Raw genomic sequence first — 19,696 nt, forward strand, 5'->3', positions numbered from 1 at the left:
TTTTTTGAGCATTTGTACAACACTTGGTTGTCTAACATTGAGCATTTTTGCAATGGTACTGATTTTGACATCTTCTCCTCTTTCTTTAATGTGCCAAATTGCCTTTAGATACATTTCAACATGCTCTGCTTCTGCAGTCCCTACAAAAAGAGTTTCATCGTTATCATCATTTATTGCCTCCATACTATACCATCTTTGAATCTTTTAATAAATATTCAAAGTATGATCGTGCAAATCCGGCCAATCCGGTATGATCTGCCCATATTGCTACTATGTCTGATGTGTTCATCTCTTTCATTTCAGGTCCAAGTAAAATCACGACATATCGGTTATCTGAAATTATTCCACCACCAAAGAGTCCTTTTTTGATTTTTACTGTCGCAACTCTGCTTATTGCTTTGATGGAATCTTTATCCATTTTATCTGATGTCAATATTGTAATTTTTACCCCTTTATCATGAAGTGATCTTAATTTTGGTAAAGCCTGTCTTACTAGTTCTTGTCCTGCTTCAGGCAATGCAATCATTACCTCATTTCTGCAAGATTCAACCATCTCTAAAATTTTTGAGGCGATATTTATTGCACCTGATAATACCCATATATCTGGTTTCTCACTAGTTCCACTTTTTTCATATAATGGTACTAGTTCTTTTAAAATAATATTTTGATTTTGTAAAAATTCATTTTGCATCTTTTGTTTAGTCGTTTCTAATCCTGTAGATGGCGATTTTGCAAAATATTTTGTTGGTCTTGAGTCATCAGAGCCTATCCATCCTTTTTCTTCTAGCGTTCCCAGCACCTCATAAATTTTTGAATATGGAACTCCTGATTTTTGACTAAGATCAGCTGCTGTCAATTCTCCAGATTGAAGCAATGAAGTAAATGTTCTAATTTCGTAGCTAGTAAGACCTATCTTTTCTAGAGACTTTCTTGTCTTATCTGATATGTTCATGCGATCTACTCGTTCAGTTTTGTTATTTAAATCAGACATGCCTAATTACTAAATTCCATACGGGGGTGGGTGTGAAATGGGTTATATAGCATCTCGGAAGAATTTCCAATACAGGCATGGCATTAATTCAGATTTCCAATCAATCAACTAAAAGTCTAGGAAAAAAATCCACCATTAGATTCACTCAAAGCATATGTCCTGACTGTAACATGATCTTGGATGCTGAGGTATTTGAGAGAGACGATAAAGTCTACATGTCAAAGATTTGCCCAACTCACGGTGAATGTGAAGAGTTATACTTTGGTTCTTATCAAATGTACAAAAAATTCAGTACATATTGGATGGATGGCAAAGGTGCTCATTCTCCAAACGTAATGATTGACAAATGTTCATGTCCAAATAACTGTGGATTGTGCTCAAACCACCTATCTCATAGTGGATTGGCAAACATGATCGTAACTAACAGATGTGATTTAACATGCTGGTATTGCTTTTTCTATGTAAAGAAAGGTCTTGAAGGCGCTTACATGTACGAGCCAGATCATACACAAGTACGAGGTATGATGAAAACACTAAAGGCTGAAAGACCAATTCCAGGTAACTCTATCCAAATTACTGGTGGTGAACCAATGCTAAGAGAAGACATTGCTGATGTTATTAAAATAATGAAAGAAGAAGGTGTTGACCATGTCCAGATGAATACAAACGGTATCAGACATGCAATGGATCCAGAAGCAGCAAGAGAAGTCAGACTGGCTGGATGTAACAACTTGTATCTATCATTTGATGGTGTAACTGCAAGAACAAATCCAAAGAATCACTGGGAAATTCCTTATGCCCTTGACAGTTGCAGAAAAACAGGTACAACTGTAGTATTTGTTCCAACTGTAATCAAATCAATTAATGATCATGAATTAGGTGGAATTATCAGATATGCACAAAAGAACATGGATGTAGTTCACGCTGTAAACTTCCAACCAGTATCACTAACTGGAAGAATGGGTAAGGGAGAACGTGAAAAATATAGAATCACAGTTCCAGATTGCATTCAAAGAATTGAAGAACAAACAAATGGTGAGGTAACAGTTGATGACTGGTTCCCAGTACCAAGTTGCATGCCACTAACCAATGTAATTGAAGCATTCTCTAGTAAACCAAAGTATGAGTTATCTATCCACTTTGCTTGTGGGGCAGGTACATACATCTTTGAGGATGCAGAGACAAAGAAATTCGTTCCACTAACTAAATTCTGTGACATTCAAGGAATGCTTGAACTATTTGAGGACAAAGCAGAAGAGATTCGTTCTGGTAAAAACAAATACTTTACAATGCTTGAAGTTGTAAGAAAACTCAAAGGATTTGTTGATACAAAGAAGCAACCAGCTGGATTAGACCTAGCAAAGATGTTTGGTAATATCTTGATGAAGAGATCATTTGAGTCCATTGGCTCATGGCACGTCAAAGGATTATTCTTAGGTATGATGCACTTCCAAGACAAATACAACGAAGACTTGGAAAGACTACAAAGATGTGATATTCATTACTTAACCCCAGACCTTAGAATTGTTCCATTTTGTGCATTTAATGTAATTCCAGAATGGTATAGAGACAGAATTCAAAAGAAATATTCCATCACAGTAGAGGAATGGGAACAAAGAGAAGGAGTTAAACTAGAAGATGGTCTGTATAGAGGATTAATGAGACGTGGAGCAGGCGATGAACTTGCTGCTGGCTGTGCAAAAAGCCAGATGTTCCATGATGCTGCTCAAGCTACAATGTAAAATAACATACAAATCTAACATATTTTAAGACGATTCAATTATTTTGGCTAGTGAAGTTCCTTTTCATTTCCCCTCGATTTAGTGGTGGTATAGGTGGACATGCTGCAATGTTAGCAGATCAATTAATACAAAAAGGGCATGAAGTTACAAAAATGGAAACTCCCCACATCCCAATAAAAAATCTAAAAAAATCCAAGTTTTGCAATATTTGGGACAATCAAAGGCTTACTAAACCGAGAAAAATATGACATAGTTCATGCTTTTAATGTACCATCAGCATTTGCAATGCGATATTCAAAAGGTACAAAGAAGGTTTTATCAATACATGGCGTATTCAGTGAACAGGTAAAAAAACTACATTCAAACTCAGTTAGTTCTATTGCATCATTTACAGAATCTAAAGTAGTAAAATGGGCAGATAAATTAACTACTGATTCAAAAATATCAAAAAATGAATATAAAAAAAATTAAATCTAGATTTTGAATATTTACCTTCTGCAATAGATACAGAAAAATTAGAAACTATTCCTGATGTTAAAAAAATTCCATACCAAGTACTTTATCTTGGAAGAGATAGTTTTGAAAAAGGAATAGATATTCTAAAACATGCGGAAAAATCTATAGAAGGAAAAGTTATCTATTGTACAAATCTACCATGGTTTGATGCAATGAAATTACTAAAATCTTCAAGTGTTTTAGCAGTTCCATCTAGAATGGAAAGTCTACCTACAAATATCAAAGAAGCATTTTTTTTAAAAATTCCAGTCGTTGGAACAAATGTAGGTGGTATTCCAGAATTAATTCAACATACTAAAACTGGAATATTAGTTCCTTCTGGAGATTCAACTAAATTATCATCTGAAATTAATAAAATTCTAAAAAATAAAGAAAATTCTGAAATGATACAAGCAGCTTATGAATTTGTAACTAATGAAATGAGTTGGAAAAAAATTATTCCAAAATATATTCATTTTTATCAAGATTTACTAAATAATTAAAAATCTGAATAAATTTTTCTTAAACCTTCATTTAATACAGTTTGAAATTTCCAACCAAACACTTGTTCAGTTAATGAAGTGTCTGCTTGACTAAACTTTATATCTCCTTCTAATTCTTCTGAATGAACTGATGTAATATCTTCGCCAGATATTTCTATTAAAATTTCTGCCAAGTGGTTTATTGTAGTACCTATTCCAGTCCCAATATTAAAAAATCCCTCTTTAATTTTACTTTTCATTGATACAATGTTAGCTTTCGCAATATCATCCACAAAAATAAAATCTCTAATCTGTTCACCATTACCGTTAATTTGGAGATGTTTTTTTTCTTTTAATTTAGTTAGAAATTTTGTTATGACTCCTGCATAGGAACCCGTTTGTCCAATACCATAAACATTAAAATATCGTAATCCAATTACATCCAAATTCATTTTAGAATATTTTTCTGCAAGAATTTCATCCTTTAATTTTGTAATTCCATAAGGATTAATCGGATTTTTTGGAAATGATTCTTTGATTGGAATTTTTACAACATTTCCATAAACGCTGGAACTGCTAGCAAAAACTACTTTAATATTTTTTTCTTGAGCAATTTTAAATATATTTTCTGTTCCAATCACATTCACCTCATTGTACTCATTTTGATTTGTAAATGACTCTTGTACTATTGTTAAAGCTGCTTCATGAAAAATTCCATCAAAATCATAGATGATTTTTTTCATCTCTTCATAATTACGAATATCCATTTTTACAAATTCAATTTCATTATAAACATCTTGTATATTCTGTATTTTTCCTGTATGCAAATTATCAATTACTGTTACAGAATTTCCTTCATTTACTAATTCTCTCACAATTCTGCTTCCAATAAATCCTGCCCCCCCAGTAACTACATATTTCATATTTTTTCTATTTTTCTTGGTTGTTTAAGTATTAATCATAAATTATTTGCCAAAATTATAAAGATGGCTATTTAAGGTTCTAATTTAAAGTAGTTGATGAATTTGGAACTATCAAAAATTATAACTTTACAATCAGATCAAATTAATTCTCAACTAAATTTAGATTCAATTAAAGTTGCAGTTGTTGGAATTGGTCGTATTGGACTCCCCACTGCAATATTATTTGCAAAATCTGGATTGACAACCATTGGAGTAGACATTAATCAAAACTTAGTTGAGAAAATCAATCACAGTATTTTTCCTTTAGACGATGAACCAGGAATGAAAGAAATTTTTAATGATGTAATAAAAAATAAAAAGCTTATTGCTACTGTTGATATAAAACATGCTCTTTCTCAAGTAAATGTTGTTATTCTATCTTTGCCTACTCCCATGACTGATAATAATATTCCAGACTATTCATCATTAGAATCTGTTGGAAAACAAATTCATGATTTTCTTTGCCCCAACTCTCTTGTTATTGTAGAAAGCACAGTTGAACCAGGTTTTATAGAAAATATTTTGATACCAATTATTGAAGGACAAGATAAAAAATTTGAAGCAGGTAAATCTTTTAGTATTGGTGTATGTCCTGAAACTGCAAACCCTGGGGAGATTCTAAAAGATTTCAAAACATTACCTAGGTTAGTAGGAGGAATTAACAATAAGTCGTCCGAATTAATTTCTTTGATTTATTCTCATGTTTTTTCAGTTGATTTAATTCAAATGCCTAATTGTAAAACTGCAAATGCAGTAAAATTAACTACTAATGTATTTAGAGATGTTAACATTGCATTTGTAAATGAATTAGCATTACTTTTTGAAAAGTTGGGAATAGATATTTTTACTGTTTTAGATGCTGCAAAGAGAAAATATAATTTTCAAGTACATTATCCAGGATCAGGTGTAGGTGGTCCGTGTCTTCCTGTAAATTCATACCAAATCATTAATTCTGCATTATCAAACTCCTTACCTATACCTAAGCTAATTTCTGTCTCCAGAGAAATTAATGAACGAATGCCTATCCATACCTTACAATTATTGAAAGATGCTCTAGATAGTATTGATAAAAAAATTATAAAAAGTACAATAGGAATTCTTGGAGTTTCATACAAACCAAATGTCAAGGATATTCAATTAGCACCTGCAGAAAAAATTATTTCTGAATTAAAATCATTAGAATGTAATATAAAAATATTTGATCCCTATTTTATTTCAACAGATGTTTTTTCAATTAGAACTGAACAAAAAATTGAAGATATGATTTCAAATTCTGATGCAATATTGATATTAACAGCTCATCAAAATTTCTTTTCAATTAATCCTGAAATTTTTAATAAATTAATGAAAAAACCTATAGTTATTGATACAAGAGGTATATTTGATATTACAGAATTAAATAGATTAAAAATTATCTATAGAGGAATTGGTAGGCCATATTGAGTTTACAAGTAAATCCACTTTCAATTATTTCCATTCTGACTTTACGTTATGACCTAACTACTACATCACCTATTCAAAAACTAAATTGGACTGATTTTTCTCAAAAAAAAGTGTCTAATCCCGAAAAAACAGTTCAAGATATGATTTCAAATTATTATCTTGAAAATTTGGAAAAAAAATCAAATGTTGGAATATCTTTAAGCAGCGGTGTGGACTCTACTTTGTTATTAGCTCTTTTGAAACAAGCAATTCCTAAATTAGATGTAAATTCATTTTCCATTCGTTTTAGTGATAGTCTTGACGAAACAAAAAATGCCAAAAAAAATTGCAGATAATTTAAACACAGCACATCATATAATTGAAGTTGAAAATTATTTTGAAGAACTCCCAAAAGCAATTTCCATCACAAAATTACCATTTTGGGACATTCACTGGTATTACTTAGCAAAATATGCTAGCTCATATTCAAATGCTATAATTTCTGGAGATGGTGGCGATGAATTATTTGGTGGGTATACTTTCAGATATAATTCGTTTTTAGCCTTGATTAATTCTAAGTCTACCAAGAGAGAAAAGACCGTTTCATATTTAAATTGTCATAATAGGGATTGGATTCCAGAACAAGAGCAACTTTTTGGAGAAAAACTGCACTTCAATTGGGAAAAAATTTACACTATAATTGATGAATATTTTGATAATTCTCTAAATGCGTTAGATCAGGTATTTTTAGCAGATTTTAATGGAAAATTGTTATATAATTGGTTACAATTAAATCCTAAAATAAACTCATTTTTTAATCTGCAATCCATTTCTCCATTTTTAGATCCAAAATTAATTAATTTTACTTCACACATTCCAAATGAAATGAAATATGATCCCACAAAAAAACTTGGAAAATTAATCTTGAGAAATATATTAAAAGAATTTAATGTAGAAAAATTTGTAATTCCTAAAAAGCAAGGATTTTCTGTAGATACAAAAAGCCTTTGGAAAAATTACGGAAAAAAATTATGTGAGACTTTTCTAGTGGATGGCGAAATTATCAAAGATAAATTAATTAATAAAAATTGGATTGATGATAATATTGATAAAGAACTAGATATTAGACATGTAAATAAATTCTATGGTCTTCTAGCTTTAGAAATATGGCATAGATTATTCATTTCCAAGAATATGGCAGCTGCAGAAAAATTAACGATAAAATAAAATTTTTAATTTTTATGTATTAATGATAAATCTTAGATTGTAAAAATTTATCCTTTGATTTTTTTATAATTTAAAATAATTTATTTTTTTTCAATATCAGTTAAAACCTTTCTAAATTTTTCTATCTCTTCTTTATTTATTTTACCTGTTTGTACATCTAATAAAACTCTGAACATTTTTGAATATAGTGGATTTTCAAGATATTTGATATTATTTTCTACACTTAATTGAGTTCTTCTATGCCAAAACCCAATAATTATTGATATCGGAATATATGTAATTATAAAAATCAATCCAAATAACCATAAATTTGAAATTAAGTCTTTTAATTCAGATTCCCCTTCTATCAAAAATCTGTATGTGACTATAATAAAATTTATCATAGTTAATGGAAACATAAGATATATTGCATGTCCTGTTCTACCATCTACCCATCTTCTTCTAGTCCAATAACTATTCATATTCCACCAAATTCAAATTTCTTCTCAATTTTCACAAGCACTTCTCTAAATTTTTCTATCTCTTCTTTTGTCGCTTTACCTGTTTGCACATCTAACATTGTTCTAAACATCTTTGCAACAAATGGATTTTGTTCCATACTTAGTGTTGTTTCTACTCTTAACTGAGTTCTTCTATGCCAAAACCCAATAATTATTGATACCGGAATATATAATGCTAAAAATACAACAACAAAAATCCATAATTCAGGAACAATTTCTTTCAAAAATGGAATCTTTTCAATAAGTAATCTATATGAAATTAAAACAAAATTTACAAATGTTAAAATAAATATTAAATATGTACTATGCCCCATTCTGAATTCCCACCATCTACTCCTCATCCAACCTTCTCGCATGAGATAACACTTTCATACACATGTTTAAATGTTAAAGATTATTTTATGTAATTTTATTCGTGTTCTTTTTACAAATATATTCCAATTTCTAAACTCAATTTTTATACTATTTTTTTATAGTAATTCTGAATAAATCGTTGTTAGTTTATTCCCAAATTCTTGATAGGAAAATTTTTCCAAAAAATCTGTATCCCAATTTTTAAATTTCTTTTCATTTTCTAATATTGTTATTATCGCATTTTTTAATTCATCTTTATTTGATGGTTTTATCACTATACCGTTATTTTTTTCTTCATCTATGTATTCTTTTGAAGCACCAACATTTGTTGTAATTGTTGGAGTTCCTGATGCTAGAGATTCTATTATTACATTTGGTAATCCTGCGGATAATCCAGTATTTACTAATACTGTTGCAATGTTGTAATAATAACAAGCTTTTTCATGATTCAACCTACCTGTTAAAATAATCTTTTTTTCAAGATCATGATTTTTTATAAAATTTTTAATAAATTCTAATAATGGCCCATCTCCAATAATTATTAATTTAATATTTTCAAATTTAAAATTCAACTCATTAAAAATTTCTAATAATAATTCAAGTCCTTTATTTTTTGTTAGTCTTCCTACATATAACAAATATCTAAAATTTACATCCAAAGAGATTTTTTCAGCTACTTTATTTCTTTCACGTTTTTTAAACAATGTTAAATCTATTGGATTAACTATTTGTGATATGTTTTCTCTTTTAATACAAAATACTTCCTGAAGAACATTGATTTCTTCTATACTTGATACTAAAATTTTATCACATTTCTGTAGTGCAGCTTTTTTGATAGATTTTCTAATTGGAATCAACCATTTATTATTTCCACCTGCCCATCTAGCTACAATTGGCATTTTTTTATATAATTTGAAAACTGAATAATCAAACATATCTGGAACCTTATACATTACATAATATCCTGATACAAAATTACAAATTTCATAGTTTTTTTTAATATTTTTGATAAGCTGTGGAGAATATATTATTGGTTCATGTAAGAAGTTGATTTTTTTAGCTGGTATTCTAATTATGGTATGACCATATTTGTGTATAAATTTTTTCTCAATTTTTTCTTGAGACATATAATATACAATAGGCTCAAATTGTTTACTTGATAATGCTTTTGCAATTCTATGATAAAAATGATCTTCATTACAAATCACTTCTTCCATAAATTTATCATTCAATCTAGTTTCATAAACATCATCTTCTAAAAATGCTGAAACTAATGGAATCTTCATAATTTAAGAGATTTAATCATAATAATATAGTTTAATGATTAATTATATTTTTAATATTTTGACAAAAATTTTTCTTACTAATATGTTTCTTAATATAATGGTATTTTAATTATAAATCATGAATAATTATGATGTAGCTATTATTGGTTCAGGTTTTGTCGGTACTTCGTTAGCACACTTTTTACAAAATTACTTTTCTGTAAAAACATTTGATATTGTTTCTCAATCATCATTATTGACCAATTCAAAAATTCCTCACGAATTAATTGATATTACTGATTTTAATTCATTACAAAAAATTGGTAATCCTAAAGTAATTATTCATTCTGCAATAATTCAAATTCCCAAAATAAATGAAGACAAAAATTTGGGATACAATGTTAATGTTAAAGGAACTCAAAATATCTGTGAAATAGTATCTCAAAACTCATCTATCCAAGGAATGCTTTTGATAAGTTCTTGGCACACATATGGTGAACAACAATTAAAAGGACTTTTACAAGAAAACATTGGATATAGGCCTGACATGGTTGAGGATAGAGCAAGACTTTATGCATTATCTAAAACAATTCAGGAATGTTTGATAAGATTTTATGATGAAAAAACTCCAAACAAAATTTTTGGTGCATTAAAAATAGGAACAGTTCTGGGTGAAGGAATGCCAAAGGGTACGGCAGCTAATCTATTTATTGAAAAAGCAATTTCTGGTGAAAAACTAACTCCATTTAAACACAGTATGAATAGACCCATGCTTTATGCATCAATCACTGATATTTGTAAGGCAACCAAAAATTTTGTTAATCTAATCATTGAACAGAAAAAGACATCTAATAATAGTATTGAACATGTTATGAATATTGCATACCCTCACCCCATTTCTATTTTAGATCTTGCACATATTATTTCCAATTCTGTAAATAAATATACTAATGGAAAAATCAAACCTGAAGTATCTATCATTGATCAAGGACTTGATGAAGTAGGATCATCAACTGACAAAGACAATATTGAATTAGATGTATCAAAAGTTAAAAATTTTTTGAATATGGAAACATTAACAAGTCCACAGGAACAAATTGATATTTTGATTAAAAAAAAATTAAGTACCACAAATTAATATTAATATGTCTGAAAATAAATCAGCTAATGTTCTAGTATGGTTAGATCAGGGGCCATATTCTTTTATTAATCTAGCCATTGCAAAATCATTATCAGAGTTTGGAGTGTATAATTTTTTTGGAATTGTAGCAACTCGTCAAGATGTTAGTTTTTTTAAAGAACAAAAAATCATCCAATTTAATGAAATACTCTATTATCCAGATTGTTATATAAACAAATCATTTTTTGATATTGATTATTTAAAAATTTTTGAAAAAGAATTTGATTTAAATTTATGGTTAGATGTTTATGGTGAAAGATTTTTTCATAAACATAGAACTAATTTTCATAACTTTTCACAATCTGAAATATTAGTAATTGTTGAAAATTCAATTAGATTTTTTTTAGAACTATTAAACCGAATAAACCCAAAATTAATCATAATGCAAACAGCTGGTGAAAACATAGCTAATACTTTACTTTATAAAATTGCAAAAAAATTAAAAATTAAAACTTTAATGATAAATCCCACTCATATTCATAATAGAATTGTTGTTTCTAATAATCTTATAAATGAGGAAATTTCAAATGAATTTCAAAAAATAATTTTGAGTTTAAATGAAAAATTACAAAATTATGGACCTGATTACATTAAAAATCAAAGTCTGGTTGAAACAGTTAAAGTTCAACATACATTTAATTTTGATAATTCTAGTATTGCACAAAAAATTTCTCACTATATTCATCGAATTTCTAATGACCCAGAGCATATCTACCAAAATACTGGAAAAACAAAATTAAAAATGATTAAATCAAAATTTGCATCAAAAATTGAAACTAAAAAAGAAAAACATTTTTAGATAAAATTGCTCTTTATGAAATAGAAGATGAAAAATTCATTTATTTTCCTTTACATACAGAACCAGAAGCAAAAATTCTAGCAATTTCTCCATTTTTTAGTAATCAATTGGCTGTGGTTGAAAACATTGCACGTTCTATTCCTATTGATTTTATTCTTTATGTAAAGGAGCATCCTGGACAAGGCTTGAAACAATGGAGATCTACTGAATTTTATAAAAAAATTCATGAATTACCTAATGTCAAGCTAATTCACCCCTCAATAAATTCTCAAGATTTGATATCCAAATGTTCTTGTGTAGTATCTATTACAGGTTCTACTGGGTTTGAGGCTTTGTTCTATAAAAAACCAGTAATATTATTTGCTGATGAATACTATGATTGTTTATCTATGGTATCTAAAGTAAAAAATCTTACTGATTTACCAAATCTGATTTCTAAAAATCTCACATCATTTGAATTTAATAATAAAGAATTCAATGCATTAATGAATTCAACTCTTTCACAATCTATCCCATTACCTTATTTTCAAATAATGAAGGATGCTTTAACAGTTTCTTTATTACAACGTCATGAAAAAAATTCTATATTGACAGAAAAAGAATTCAATAATTTCTATAAAAAATATAAAAATAATTTTGAGTTACTTGGAAAAGAATTTAAAAAAAAATTATTTAATTAATAATTTTAAATTATTAACCATATTCATTGTATAGTTTTACAAGTTTATTTATTTCTATTATTGCATTATATTTTTTTTCAATTTCATTTCTTAGTTTTCTACCAATTTCTTTTCTAGTATTTTCATCCATTAGTACTTCTATTAAATTAGAAATTTCTTCAATAGTATCCCCAATTGATAAAAGATCATTTCTAAAATCTACTGCTCCAGCAGATGTAGTGATAATTGGCATTTTGCAAGCTGCAGCTTCTAAAAATTTATTTTTTGAACCTAAATATCTGGCATAATTTGGATATGGTGCAAATAATACACTACATTTTCTTAATGTGTTCTTGTAATCATTTACTACCCCCAAAAATTCAGTATTTTTATTATTTAACTGACTTCGAAAAAATTGATTAGTTTTTCCAATAAACACAAATTTAATTTTTGGAAATCTTGTGACAATTTTTGAAATAATGTCTAATCCTTCATAATTGATAGTTCCTGGAAGAAATGGCCCAACTAATGCAATCTTTAAAGTAGTGTTTTCAGTAGGCATAAACTCATCTACAAAAACTGCATTTCTTATTAATGTAGAATTTTGTATTTTTTGAACTTTTTCTTGAATATCTTCACTAGAACAAATTAAATGAACTGCATTTTTGAATAATTTTGTTTCAACTCTTTTATAAAAAATAGATTTAGCAATGTAACCATATTTTTTCCAAGATGTAATTGGAAATCCTTTTGATAAATTTTTTGATTGGATATATTCTAAACCATGTATATCAACAAAAAATTTCTCATTTTCTAATAATCTTCCAGAGAACTGATGAGCATGAACTAAAGAATTTTTTACATCATTTAATTTTAATTTAGTAAAACTATCAATCATTTTTGCATCTTTAAATCCAACTTTTTCTAATGCATTAATTTGCCATTTTGGTCTAACCGTGCTTCCATTTACTACTTTACAGTTATGTACAGTTATTATTGAAACTTTTTGCATTAATTCTACACTTTATTGTTTTTTCATTTAGTTAAATTCATTATGTTCTTAATTTACTCCAGAAATATGGTAGAATCATGCTGTTTATGTAAATATAAGAATCTTAAAGTTATTTCTAATTTTGTTCGAGATTCACCTATTCATAAAATTGTAAAATGTTTAAATTGTAATCATATACAACTATCCCCATTTCCAAAATCAATATCCGATGAGATTTATTATAATAATGATCAACCTACTGAGAATATCAAATTTTCCTTTAGTATTAAAAATATTGAAAATAGGAGCTCCGTTGATTTAACAAGAAGGATTAATCTAATTAAAAAAATCACTCCTAAAAATGGTAGGATTTTAGAAATTGGTTCTGGTCATGGATTTTTATTAAAAAAATTACAAGAATTAAAATTTTCTGTGACTGGGATTGAAGTATCAAAAGATCGAAGAATAATTTCTAAAAAAGTAGCTCCTAATGTACAAGTATTAGATATGGATGTGAATGGCAATATTCCCAAGATCTCCAATTTGGATTCTATTGTGATGTTTCATGTCTTAGAACACATTGTTGATCCTATTATATTTCTTAAAAAGGCTAGAAAACTTCTTTCCAAAAATGGAAAAATAATAGTTGAAGTACCGAACATTAATGATCTTCAATTAGATCAAAATGAGTATTATAGAAATTGGTATTGGCAAAGGGCTCATTTACACTACTTTTCCCCCAACATTCTAAAAAATATATTCTTAAGATCTGGAATGAAAAATATGAAAATTATTGCTGTTCAAAGATATAGTTTAGAAAATATGTTTAATTGGTCTCTTTTGAAAAAACCTCAAATTCAAAGTCCATCATTTCAAATAAATAAAAACTATGCATGGTTGGAAGATTATTACAAGTCATATTTATCTAAAAAATTTATTTCTGATACAATTCTTGTAGTGGGAACTAAATAATTAAGCAAGAATTTCTCTCAGTTTTTTCATTGCAGGAATTTCTGACTCCCAAATTCTTTTTCTCCCATCACCTAATATTTTATCTAAAGTTCTAATATCTTTTACCATTCTCATTAATCCAATTGGTTCTAATGAAGCTGCCTGATCTGAACCATACATGGATCTATCCAAAGTAATATGTCTCTCAATTGATGTCGCACCTAAAACAACTGCAGTAACACATACAAGATATGCCGATGATTCATGTCCACTATAACCTACATCACATTTGAATTTCTTTTTTAAGGTTTGAATTACTTTTAGATTGGCTTCTTCTATTTTCATAGGGTATGCACTATGTGAATGCATTAATTCAAATGGACAATCATATTTTTTAAAAATTCTTATTGCATCACTAATTTGTCCCATAGTGCTCATTCCTGTAGAAATGAATGTGTATTTTTTTTCCTCCGCAATAATTTTTAATAATTTTTCATTTACTAACATTGCTGAAGCTACTTTATTGTATTTTGTTTTAAACTGTCTCATGAGTATTTGACTGTCAACATCCCAACATGATAAATACCATGGGATTTTTTTAGATTTACAATATTGATTAATTTTCTTATAATCTGAAACAGTGAACTCTAATCCTTTTTTTTGATCTCTTTGGGTTGTTCCCCATGGACTATCTCTAGGCGAATCTAATATTTCTTTGGAGTATACTTTTTCTATGGTTCTTTTTTGGAATTTTACAGCATCGCAACCTGCAGAAATAGCTACATCAATCAAATTTTTTGCAATATCTAAACTTCCATTATGATTTATTCCAATTTCAGCAATTATGAAAACCATTTTTCTTAAACTTCCTTTTTCTAAAATCTATTTACTTTGATAAGTAATTTCATAATCATTAATTGGTTAATTATTGTTTAGTTTCAATTTTTTGGTATATTTCTTGTTCTGATTTACATATTTGACAATATTTTGACCACTTTTCATCATGTTTCCATTGATTTTCCCCTGTTTGTTGATATCTTTGATGTGCCATTTGGAGCATTCGCACTACATCGTGTTTATACATAAATTGTTTCAACGCATATAGTTCTGGAATTGTAAAGTATTGACTTACAGTAGCAGTATAATCAGTTGCATCCCCACATTCACTCATAAAAGCGTCTAATGCTTGTAAATTGAGCTTTTTTAGGTAATTTTGATTTTTACTCTTGTTTTGATTTAAAATTTTAATTTTTTCATCATACTGTTCTAAAATTTTGTCTTTGTTGTTATAAAATAATGGACTACCAACATATGGGGTACAAATAAATGGATTTACCACAATTCCATTTTTCATCCAAAATGTGACTGTTTCCATAAGATCATTAATATCTTCATGTGGATTCCCAATCATAAATGTTGCAATTGGCTGCAATCCTGAATTTTGAATAGCATTGATCGTTTTTTGCAAATGTTCTTGTGTTTGTCCTTTTTGAATATCTTGAGATAAAACCTTATCTGATGCAGACTCAAAACCAAATGAAATATATGAACAACCCGCATCTTTCATTACTTTAATTAATTCTGGTTTTGTAGCAACACTAGGTGCATCCCCTAATGTACCCCATTTTACTTTCTTATCTAATCCTTCTTCAACATATAATTTACAAAATTCATTTGTCCACTTAGCATTACTGGTCATATTTTCATCACTGATTGTTAAAAAATCAATATTGTATTTTTCATATAATAGACTTACATTATCTACAGCATATCTGGGAGTAGGCCATCTTGCAGGTAATTGAAATGTATCGTTATCTTTATCAATTTCTCTAACTAATAATTCACCAGCTTTTCTATCCCCCCTCCCTAAAATATTCTGCATATCAATTCTTGACATTCCATTATGTGAACAAAATGTACAACCTCTTGGACATCCTCTTTCCCAAACAACTGTAAGTCTTCTTTTAGAGTTAATAGCATCAACAGAATATGGCATTGATGAATATCTAAAATAAATATCTAATTCATAAAGATCGTAACTAGGATATGGTACATCGTCTAAATTAGAAATTAACGCTCTTGGTTTTGTAAAAAAGAATTCATTATTCTTTCTAATACATAATCCTCCAACACTATCAAAATCCTTACTACCTTTTTCAATTTGATCATAAACTTCCTCAAAAGTTATTTCGCCTTCACCAATACACGCCAAATCAATTTCTGGAATTAGTTGCATTATTTCATCCGGATTATAGGTAATCCACCCACCCCCTGCAATGATTATAGAGTCCTTAGCATGTTTTCTAATCATTGGAATTATCTGCTTCATTCTGGAATATGTTGAAGTTAATCCACCAATACCTATAAGATCCCATTTTTCGCTTGAGATTTCTTCTTCTATTACCTTGGATGGAACATATCCACCACCATAATTCATTCTTAATGCATTAAGATCTAAAATTCCTACATGTCCATTCTTTTTTTCAACAATTGAGGCTAAAATACCTGCCCATAGTGGATTACTATATGGTTTTCCATCAAGCCTAATTTCTGGTACAACAAATAATACTTTCATCTATTCCACTCTATATGTTATAGCATATAAAATCTAACTATATTTTAATAAATTCTTTGAGAAAATCTTCGAATTTAACACATTGAATTCTTTCTCCAAAAATTGATCCTCCTTGAGTAGCATTAATTGTGGTTATTTCTACAGGTGATCTTTTTATGAATTCCTTAAATCCTGAACTATAATACTGAAAAATAGGATCCAAGATACAATAAGACTGAAAATCAGGATTGTAAATTTTTGGAAATAATTTTTTAAAGGAAGGGCTGTTTTCTTGAATATCTATTTTTTTACATGTATTATTATGTGTTAAAATTTTTTCTAAATTATCTGATTCTTCCCACCCGTGATTTATTCCAATTAAGACAATTTTTGAGCATTTCAAAATCTTCCAACCAACAAACCATGATGATGTTCCTACATTCCCACCAGTTTGAATTGCTGGTAATCCATTTGTATGATTTTTTGCCCTTGTCATAAGTGCAGAAATTTGATTAAATGATTTTTCCCCTTCATTATAATCAACAAGACTATGCATCCAATGTATTTTAATGCCTGCTTTTTCAGCCCTTTCTATGGTAGTTGGATTAGAAACTGTAGAAAAAATTCCTTTTATTTCATTTCCATACAAATCTACAATCTCATCATCATAAAATTTTCTTGTGTCTTCTCTTGGATCGATTGTGACTACAAAAAATTTTTTAAATTTTTTCGGAGTAACTCCAGCTTTCAATGCTGTAATTAAAGCTCCATCACAACAAATGATTACCTCATTAAATTTTGATTCAGATAATTTTTTTAAATGATTAAATTTTTGTAGCGACGGTCCCCTTCCAATTACAATTGCTGTTTTATTTACTCCTACTTCATTAAGGATTTTGGAAGAATAACCTGTCCATATTTTTTGTAAATTTAAAGCAAAATTTTTTACCCAAATTTTATATGACACTACAGTATCTAATTCATAAAAAGCATGTTTCCAGATTTTTTCAATTTCTTCCTGCTCTGAAATTTCTACCATTATTTTCTTAAATCTATATAACTTCTAATTAAAACATATTATAGGTCATCTATTCCTAATTCATCTTCTTTTTTATCTGATCTGAAAATCATATATGAGCCTATAGCGCCTGATTTTAGAATATATTCTTCAAATTCTTTTTGGGTAAATTTTTTCTCAACTTCTTCAATTTTAGGATGAGTATGTTCTTTAGATTTTTTAAAATTAGTTTTCATATAATTAGTATTCTTTAGTATTACAAATATTTTTTGTTTTAATCATTTTTCATAGAAAAATCCATGATATTTTTATTATAATTTGTATTCCATTTTTCTATTAATGGCTCAGTAATTTCCAATAATTTGGGATTTTTTTCAAATAAATCTAATAACTCATTAACTGAAAAATCAATCTTTAGTCTTGAGAATATCTCCCTCGCTAGATTCAAATCTTCTTTATAGTCTAATGTCAGTCTAATTTTTTCTGCAATTTGTGATTTTTCTTCTAATTGTAAATAACTTATACTTGCCAAATTTTTTGCAAAAAACATTTCCAAATATCCTGTTTCTGTATCAATTGTTTTTTTAAATTACAAATTTTTTCTAAAATTGATGTCTTATAACCACATGGGATAATTCCATGAATAAAATGATCTGATGGATTAAATGTTCTTGAATTGTCTGAACCAGAAATGAAATCTACATTTGATTCTTTTAGTTTATCAATGACTTTGTCTATGTATTTTGGATCTGTGTAGATCTTATCTCCTTGAACATCTATTATAATATCTGTTTGAAAAAATTTGGCTGCATTTAGTAATCTATCTAAAATATCTTTTTCATTACCTCTAAAATATTCAATTTTTTCTTTTTCAAGAAATTCTATTAATGGATCATCTGTATTTCTAGTAGTTGTACAAACTATAATTTTACGAAATTTTTTAGCAAATTTAATTCTATTAATTAGTAGTTTAAGTACAGGAACTCCTCCAATTAGACTCAATTGCTTCTTTGGTAAACGTTTACTGTCTAATCTAGCTAGAATAAAAATATCTACATTATATTTTTTATTTGATTCCATTTCTCTAGTTTTAGATAATTTCAGAAATATTTATCATTCGTTTTTGTTGACTTGATCTTCTTCCTGCTTCCATTATTCTTGCCTGATTAAGTAAGTCTCTCTCAAAATTAAAACTATGTTTTCTTTGTCCTTGAATTTCTTTTGAAAAACTATCAATCATTAATTTAAAATGATTCTCTGGTTTTATTTTAATTTCCATGATTTTCTCTGTATTGATCTTTAACGATGCTGACATGTTTGGAGGAATATTGTATGCTCTGGATAAACTAATCATTCCTTTTGAACCCCAAATTTCATAAATTGACTGATAAAATAACCCATAACCAACATTCATTTCTGCAACTTTTCCATCTTTGAATATTAATAAAATATTTGCAAATTCATCAATTTTATATTTTTTATCTGTAATTAAATTACAATAAATTGATTTTGGTTCTTCATTAAAGAGAATTCTACTTGCACATATAGGATAACAACCTGCATCATTTAAAATTCCACCACCAAGTTTTTTTTGATATCTAATATCTTTTTTTGAAATGGATGGAAATCCATATCTGCTTTGAAATGAAAAAATTTTACCAATAGTTTTCTTATTTACTAAATATGATATTTTTAGAATAGATGGGTGAAATCTAAACATAAAACCTTCCATAATTCTAACGTTATTTTTTTTTGATTCAGAGACCATCTTTTTTGCTGATTCATAGGAACTTGTCGATGATTTTTCACACAAAATGTGTTTTCCAGCTCTTGCAGCACGAATAGACCATTTTTCATGAAGTCCTATTGGAACTGAAATGTAAACCGCATCTACTTGATTGTCCTTTAATACCTCTTCATAGGTTCCATATTTCTTACAATCAAACTTTTTAGCAAATCTCTTGGCTTTTGCAGTTGTTCTACTTCCTATGAATTCTAGTTCTGCATATTGAGATTCTATAATAGCTGGAATTGTTGATGAATCTGAAATTCTGGAACATCCTATTATTCCAAATCTAATTTTTCTTTTCATTTTATATCGTTT

24 protein-coding genes and 1 pseudogene are annotated in these 19,696 nt (G+C 28.2%); 11 read left to right on the forward strand and 14 right to left on the reverse strand.

Annotated features, from left to right (window positions below; translation table 11 throughout):
* Positions 1-183 (reverse strand): annotated as a pseudogene (locus BG20_RS06600) (metal-dependent transcriptional regulator); the annotation flags it as partial.
* Between the two features lies 1 nt (position 184).
* Positions 185-952 carry a helix-turn-helix domain-containing protein gene (locus tag BG20_RS06605; RefSeq protein WP_048097125.1) on the reverse strand — a complete coding sequence of 256 codons (768 nt, stop codon included), beginning with the start codon at positions 950-952 and terminating at the stop codon, positions 185-187.
* A gap of 116 nt (positions 953-1,068) precedes the next feature.
* Here BG20_RS06605 and tes point away from each other — a divergent pair, with 116 nt between their 5' ends.
* From tes to BG20_RS13280, 4 genes are read left to right on the forward strand one after another with little or no spacing between them, the layout of a single operon-like run.
* Positions 1,069-2,733, forward strand: coding sequence for a tetraether lipid synthase Tes (gene tes, locus BG20_RS06610; protein ID WP_007403146.1), 1,665 nt, complete (start codon positions 1,069-1,071; stop codon positions 2,731-2,733).
* A 50-nt stretch (positions 2,734-2,783) separates the two neighbouring features.
* Positions 2,784-2,981, forward strand: a complete 198-nt coding sequence (locus tag BG20_RS13270) for a glycosyl transferase (protein WP_010192538.1) — start codon at positions 2,784-2,786, stop codon at positions 2,979-2,981.
* 1 nt (position 2,982) lies between these two features.
* Positions 2,983-3,204 carry a hypothetical protein gene (locus BG20_RS13275; RefSeq protein WP_238527543.1) on the forward strand — a complete coding sequence of 74 codons (222 nt, stop codon included), beginning with the start codon at positions 2,983-2,985 and terminating at the stop codon, positions 3,202-3,204.
* Between the two features lie 53 nt (positions 3,205-3,257).
* A complete protein-coding gene (locus BG20_RS13280) occupies positions 3,258-3,731 on the forward strand; it encodes a glycosyltransferase (RefSeq protein WP_256359090.1) in 474 nt (157 codons plus the stop codon).
* Here BG20_RS13280 and BG20_RS06620 read toward each other — a convergent pair.
* Entirely contained in the window at positions 3,728-4,633 is a 906-nt protein-coding gene (locus tag BG20_RS06620) for an SDR family NAD(P)-dependent oxidoreductase (protein WP_010192547.1), read from the reverse strand. The two genes, BG20_RS13280 and BG20_RS06620, sit on opposite strands and share 4 nt — an antisense overlap.
* Before the next feature lie 96 nt (positions 4,634-4,729).
* On the opposite strand from BG20_RS06620, the gene BG20_RS06625 reads away from it, so the two are divergent.
* The 3 genes from BG20_RS06625 to BG20_RS06630 are packed head-to-tail and all read left to right on the forward strand — an operon-like array spanning position 4,730 to position 7,321.
* The gene (locus tag BG20_RS06625; RefSeq protein WP_010192549.1) at positions 4,730-6,115 is read left to right on the forward strand and encodes a nucleotide sugar dehydrogenase; all 1,386 of its coding nucleotides are present in this window, start codon (positions 4,730-4,732) and stop codon (positions 6,113-6,115) included.
* Positions 6,112-6,450 (forward strand): asparagine synthase-related protein, encoded by a 339-nt coding sequence (locus BG20_RS13650; RefSeq protein ID WP_010192550.1) that lies wholly within the window; start codon positions 6,112-6,114, stop codon positions 6,448-6,450. The genes BG20_RS06625 and BG20_RS13650 overlap by 4 nt, the downstream gene beginning before the upstream one ends.
* A complete protein-coding gene (locus BG20_RS06630; protein WP_010192551.1) occupies positions 6,428-7,321 on the forward strand; it encodes an asparagine synthase-related protein in 894 nt (297 codons plus the stop codon). The genes BG20_RS13650 and BG20_RS06630 overlap by 23 nt, the downstream gene beginning before the upstream one ends.
* Positions 7,322-7,401: 80 nt before the next feature.
* On the opposite strand, the gene BG20_RS06635 is transcribed toward BG20_RS06630, so the two are convergent.
* The 3 genes from BG20_RS06635 to BG20_RS06645 all read right to left on the reverse strand — a co-directional run bounded on the left by BG20_RS06635 (position 7,402) and on the right by BG20_RS06645 (position 9,302).
* Positions 7,402-7,782, reverse strand: a complete 381-nt coding sequence (locus BG20_RS06635; protein WP_010192553.1) for a hypothetical protein — start codon at positions 7,780-7,782, stop codon at positions 7,402-7,404.
* Positions 7,779-8,177 (reverse strand): hypothetical protein, encoded by a 399-nt coding sequence (locus BG20_RS06640; protein ID WP_010192554.1) that lies wholly within the window; start codon positions 8,175-8,177, stop codon positions 7,779-7,781. The genes BG20_RS06635 and BG20_RS06640 overlap by 4 nt, the downstream gene beginning before the upstream one ends.
* Positions 8,178-8,291: 114 nt before the next feature.
* Positions 8,292-9,302: a glycosyltransferase family 4 protein gene (locus tag BG20_RS06645; protein ID WP_157999283.1), complete on the reverse strand. Its 1,011-nt coding sequence runs from the start codon at positions 9,300-9,302 to the stop codon at positions 8,292-8,294.
* Between the two features lie 277 nt (positions 9,303-9,579).
* Between BG20_RS06645 and BG20_RS06650 the strand changes: the two genes are divergently transcribed.
* Genes BG20_RS06650 through BG20_RS06660 form a run of 3 tightly spaced genes read left to right on the forward strand, consistent with a single transcriptional unit; the run spans position 9,580 to position 12,099 of the window.
* Positions 9,580-10,578 carry an NAD-dependent epimerase/dehydratase family protein gene (locus BG20_RS06650; RefSeq protein ID WP_010192557.1) on the forward strand — a complete coding sequence of 333 codons (999 nt, stop codon included), beginning with the start codon at positions 9,580-9,582 and terminating at the stop codon, positions 10,576-10,578.
* Positions 10,579-10,585: 7 nt separating this feature from the next.
* Positions 10,586-11,419 (forward strand): hypothetical protein, encoded by an 834-nt coding sequence (locus BG20_RS06655; protein WP_010192558.1) that lies wholly within the window; start codon positions 10,586-10,588, stop codon positions 11,417-11,419.
* A gap of 20 nt (positions 11,420-11,439) precedes the next feature.
* Positions 11,440-12,099 carry a capsular polysaccharide export protein, LipB/KpsS family gene (locus BG20_RS06660; protein ID WP_338032798.1) on the forward strand — a complete coding sequence of 220 codons (660 nt, stop codon included), beginning with the start codon at positions 11,440-11,442 and terminating at the stop codon, positions 12,097-12,099.
* A 13-nt stretch (positions 12,100-12,112) separates the two neighbouring features.
* Here the strand turns inward: BG20_RS06660 and BG20_RS06665 are convergent, their stop codons facing one another.
* Positions 12,113-13,090 (reverse strand): glycosyltransferase family 4 protein, encoded by a 978-nt coding sequence (locus tag BG20_RS06665; protein ID WP_010192562.1) that lies wholly within the window; start codon positions 13,088-13,090, stop codon positions 12,113-12,115.
* A 66-nt stretch (positions 13,091-13,156) separates the two neighbouring features.
* Here BG20_RS06665 and BG20_RS06670 point away from each other — a divergent pair, with 66 nt between their 5' ends.
* On the forward strand, positions 13,157-14,041 hold the full coding sequence (locus tag BG20_RS06670; RefSeq protein ID WP_010192566.1) for a class I SAM-dependent methyltransferase: 885 nt from the start codon (positions 13,157-13,159) through the stop codon (positions 14,039-14,041).
* Here the strand turns inward: BG20_RS06670 and BG20_RS06675 are convergent, their stop codons facing one another.
* The 7 genes from BG20_RS06675 to BG20_RS06700 form a co-directional block, all read right to left on the reverse strand.
* A complete protein-coding gene (locus BG20_RS06675; protein ID WP_010192567.1) occupies positions 14,042-14,875 on the reverse strand; it encodes an N-acetylneuraminate synthase family protein in 834 nt (277 codons plus the stop codon).
* Between the two features lie 70 nt (positions 14,876-14,945).
* Positions 14,946-16,595 carry a B12-binding domain-containing radical SAM protein gene (locus BG20_RS06680; RefSeq protein ID WP_010192569.1) on the reverse strand — a complete coding sequence of 550 codons (1,650 nt, stop codon included), beginning with the start codon at positions 16,593-16,595 and terminating at the stop codon, positions 14,946-14,948.
* Between the two features lie 37 nt (positions 16,596-16,632).
* Positions 16,633-17,613: a 6-hydroxymethylpterin diphosphokinase MptE-like protein gene (locus BG20_RS06685; RefSeq protein WP_010192571.1), complete on the reverse strand. Its 981-nt coding sequence runs from the start codon at positions 17,611-17,613 to the stop codon at positions 16,633-16,635.
* A 38-nt stretch (positions 17,614-17,651) separates the two neighbouring features.
* On the reverse strand, positions 17,652-17,828 hold the full coding sequence (locus tag BG20_RS12715; protein WP_193353033.1) for a hypothetical protein: 177 nt from the start codon (positions 17,826-17,828) through the stop codon (positions 17,652-17,654).
* Between the two features lie 38 nt (positions 17,829-17,866).
* On the reverse strand, positions 17,867-18,142 hold the full coding sequence (locus tag BG20_RS06690; protein ID WP_010192572.1) for a glycosyltransferase family protein: 276 nt from the start codon (positions 18,140-18,142) through the stop codon (positions 17,867-17,869).
* Positions 18,112-18,672 (reverse strand): cytidylyltransferase domain-containing protein, encoded by a 561-nt coding sequence (locus BG20_RS06695; protein WP_010192574.1) that lies wholly within the window; start codon positions 18,670-18,672, stop codon positions 18,112-18,114. The genes BG20_RS06690 and BG20_RS06695 overlap by 31 nt, the downstream gene beginning before the upstream one ends.
* A 10-nt stretch (positions 18,673-18,682) precedes the next feature.
* The gene (locus BG20_RS06700) at positions 18,683-19,684 is read right to left on the reverse strand and encodes a Gfo/Idh/MocA family protein (RefSeq protein WP_010192579.1); all 1,002 of its coding nucleotides are present in this window, start codon (positions 19,682-19,684) and stop codon (positions 18,683-18,685) included.
* Positions 19,685-19,696 lie beyond the last annotated feature (12 nt).

The sequence above is a fragment of the Candidatus Nitrosarchaeum limnium BG20 genome (genome assembly GCF_000241145.1).
GTDB lineage: Archaea > Thermoproteota > Nitrososphaeria > Nitrososphaerales > Nitrosopumilaceae > Nitrosarchaeum > Nitrosarchaeum limnae.

Excerpts from the sequence above, each read along its gene's own strand:
- BG20_RS06605 (WP_048097125.1), bottom strand. The coding sequence starts at position 952 with ATGAACATATCAGATAAGACAAGAAAGTCTCTAGAAAAGATAGGTCTT.
- tes (WP_007403146.1), top strand. The coding sequence starts at position 1,069 with ATGGCATTAATTCAGATTTCCAATCAATCAACTAAAAGTCTAGGAAAA.
- BG20_RS06620 (WP_010192547.1), bottom strand. The coding sequence starts at position 4,633 with ATGAAATATGTAGTTACTGGGGGGGCAGGATTTATTGGAAGCAGAATT.
- BG20_RS06625 (WP_010192549.1), top strand. The coding sequence starts at position 4,730 with ATGAATTTGGAACTATCAAAAATTATAACTTTACAATCAGATCAAATT.
- BG20_RS06630 (WP_010192551.1), top strand. The coding sequence starts at position 6,428 with ATGCCAAAAAAAATTGCAGATAATTTAAACACAGCACATCATATAATT.
- BG20_RS06635 (WP_010192553.1), bottom strand. The coding sequence starts at position 7,782 with ATGAATAGTTATTGGACTAGAAGAAGATGGGTAGATGGTAGAACAGGA.
- BG20_RS06640 (WP_010192554.1), bottom strand. The coding sequence starts at position 8,177 with ATGCGAGAAGGTTGGATGAGGAGTAGATGGTGGGAATTCAGAATGGGG.
- BG20_RS06645 (WP_157999283.1), bottom strand. The coding sequence starts at position 9,302 with ATGTCTCAAGAAAAAATTGAGAAAAAATTTATACACAAATATGGTCAT.
- BG20_RS06650 (WP_010192557.1), top strand. The coding sequence starts at position 9,580 with ATGAATAATTATGATGTAGCTATTATTGGTTCAGGTTTTGTCGGTACT.
- BG20_RS06655 (WP_010192558.1), top strand. The coding sequence starts at position 10,586 with ATGTCTGAAAATAAATCAGCTAATGTTCTAGTATGGTTAGATCAGGGG.
- BG20_RS06665 (WP_010192562.1), bottom strand. The coding sequence starts at position 13,090 with ATGCAAAAAGTTTCAATAATAACTGTACATAACTGTAAAGTAGTAAAT.
- BG20_RS06670 (WP_010192566.1), top strand. The coding sequence starts at position 13,157 with ATGGTAGAATCATGCTGTTTATGTAAATATAAGAATCTTAAAGTTATT.
- BG20_RS06675 (WP_010192567.1), bottom strand. The coding sequence starts at position 14,875 with ATGGTTTTCATAATTGCTGAAATTGGAATAAATCATAATGGAAGTTTA.
- BG20_RS06680 (WP_010192569.1), bottom strand. The coding sequence starts at position 16,595 with ATGAAAGTATTATTTGTTGTACCAGAAATTAGGCTTGATGGAAAACCA.
- BG20_RS06685 (WP_010192571.1), bottom strand. The coding sequence starts at position 17,613 with ATGGTAGAAATTTCAGAGCAGGAAGAAATTGAAAAAATCTGGAAACAT.
- BG20_RS12715 (WP_193353033.1), bottom strand. The coding sequence starts at position 17,828 with ATGAAAACTAATTTTAAAAAATCTAAAGAACATACTCATCCTAAAATT.
- BG20_RS06690 (WP_010192572.1), bottom strand. The coding sequence starts at position 18,142 with ATGTTTTTTGCAAAAAATTTGGCAAGTATAAGTTATTTACAATTAGAA.
- BG20_RS06695 (WP_010192574.1), bottom strand. The coding sequence starts at position 18,672 with ATGGAATCAAATAAAAAATATAATGTAGATATTTTTATTCTAGCTAGA.
- BG20_RS06700 (WP_010192579.1), bottom strand. The coding sequence starts at position 19,684 with ATGAAAAGAAAAATTAGATTTGGAATAATAGGATGTTCCAGAATTTCA.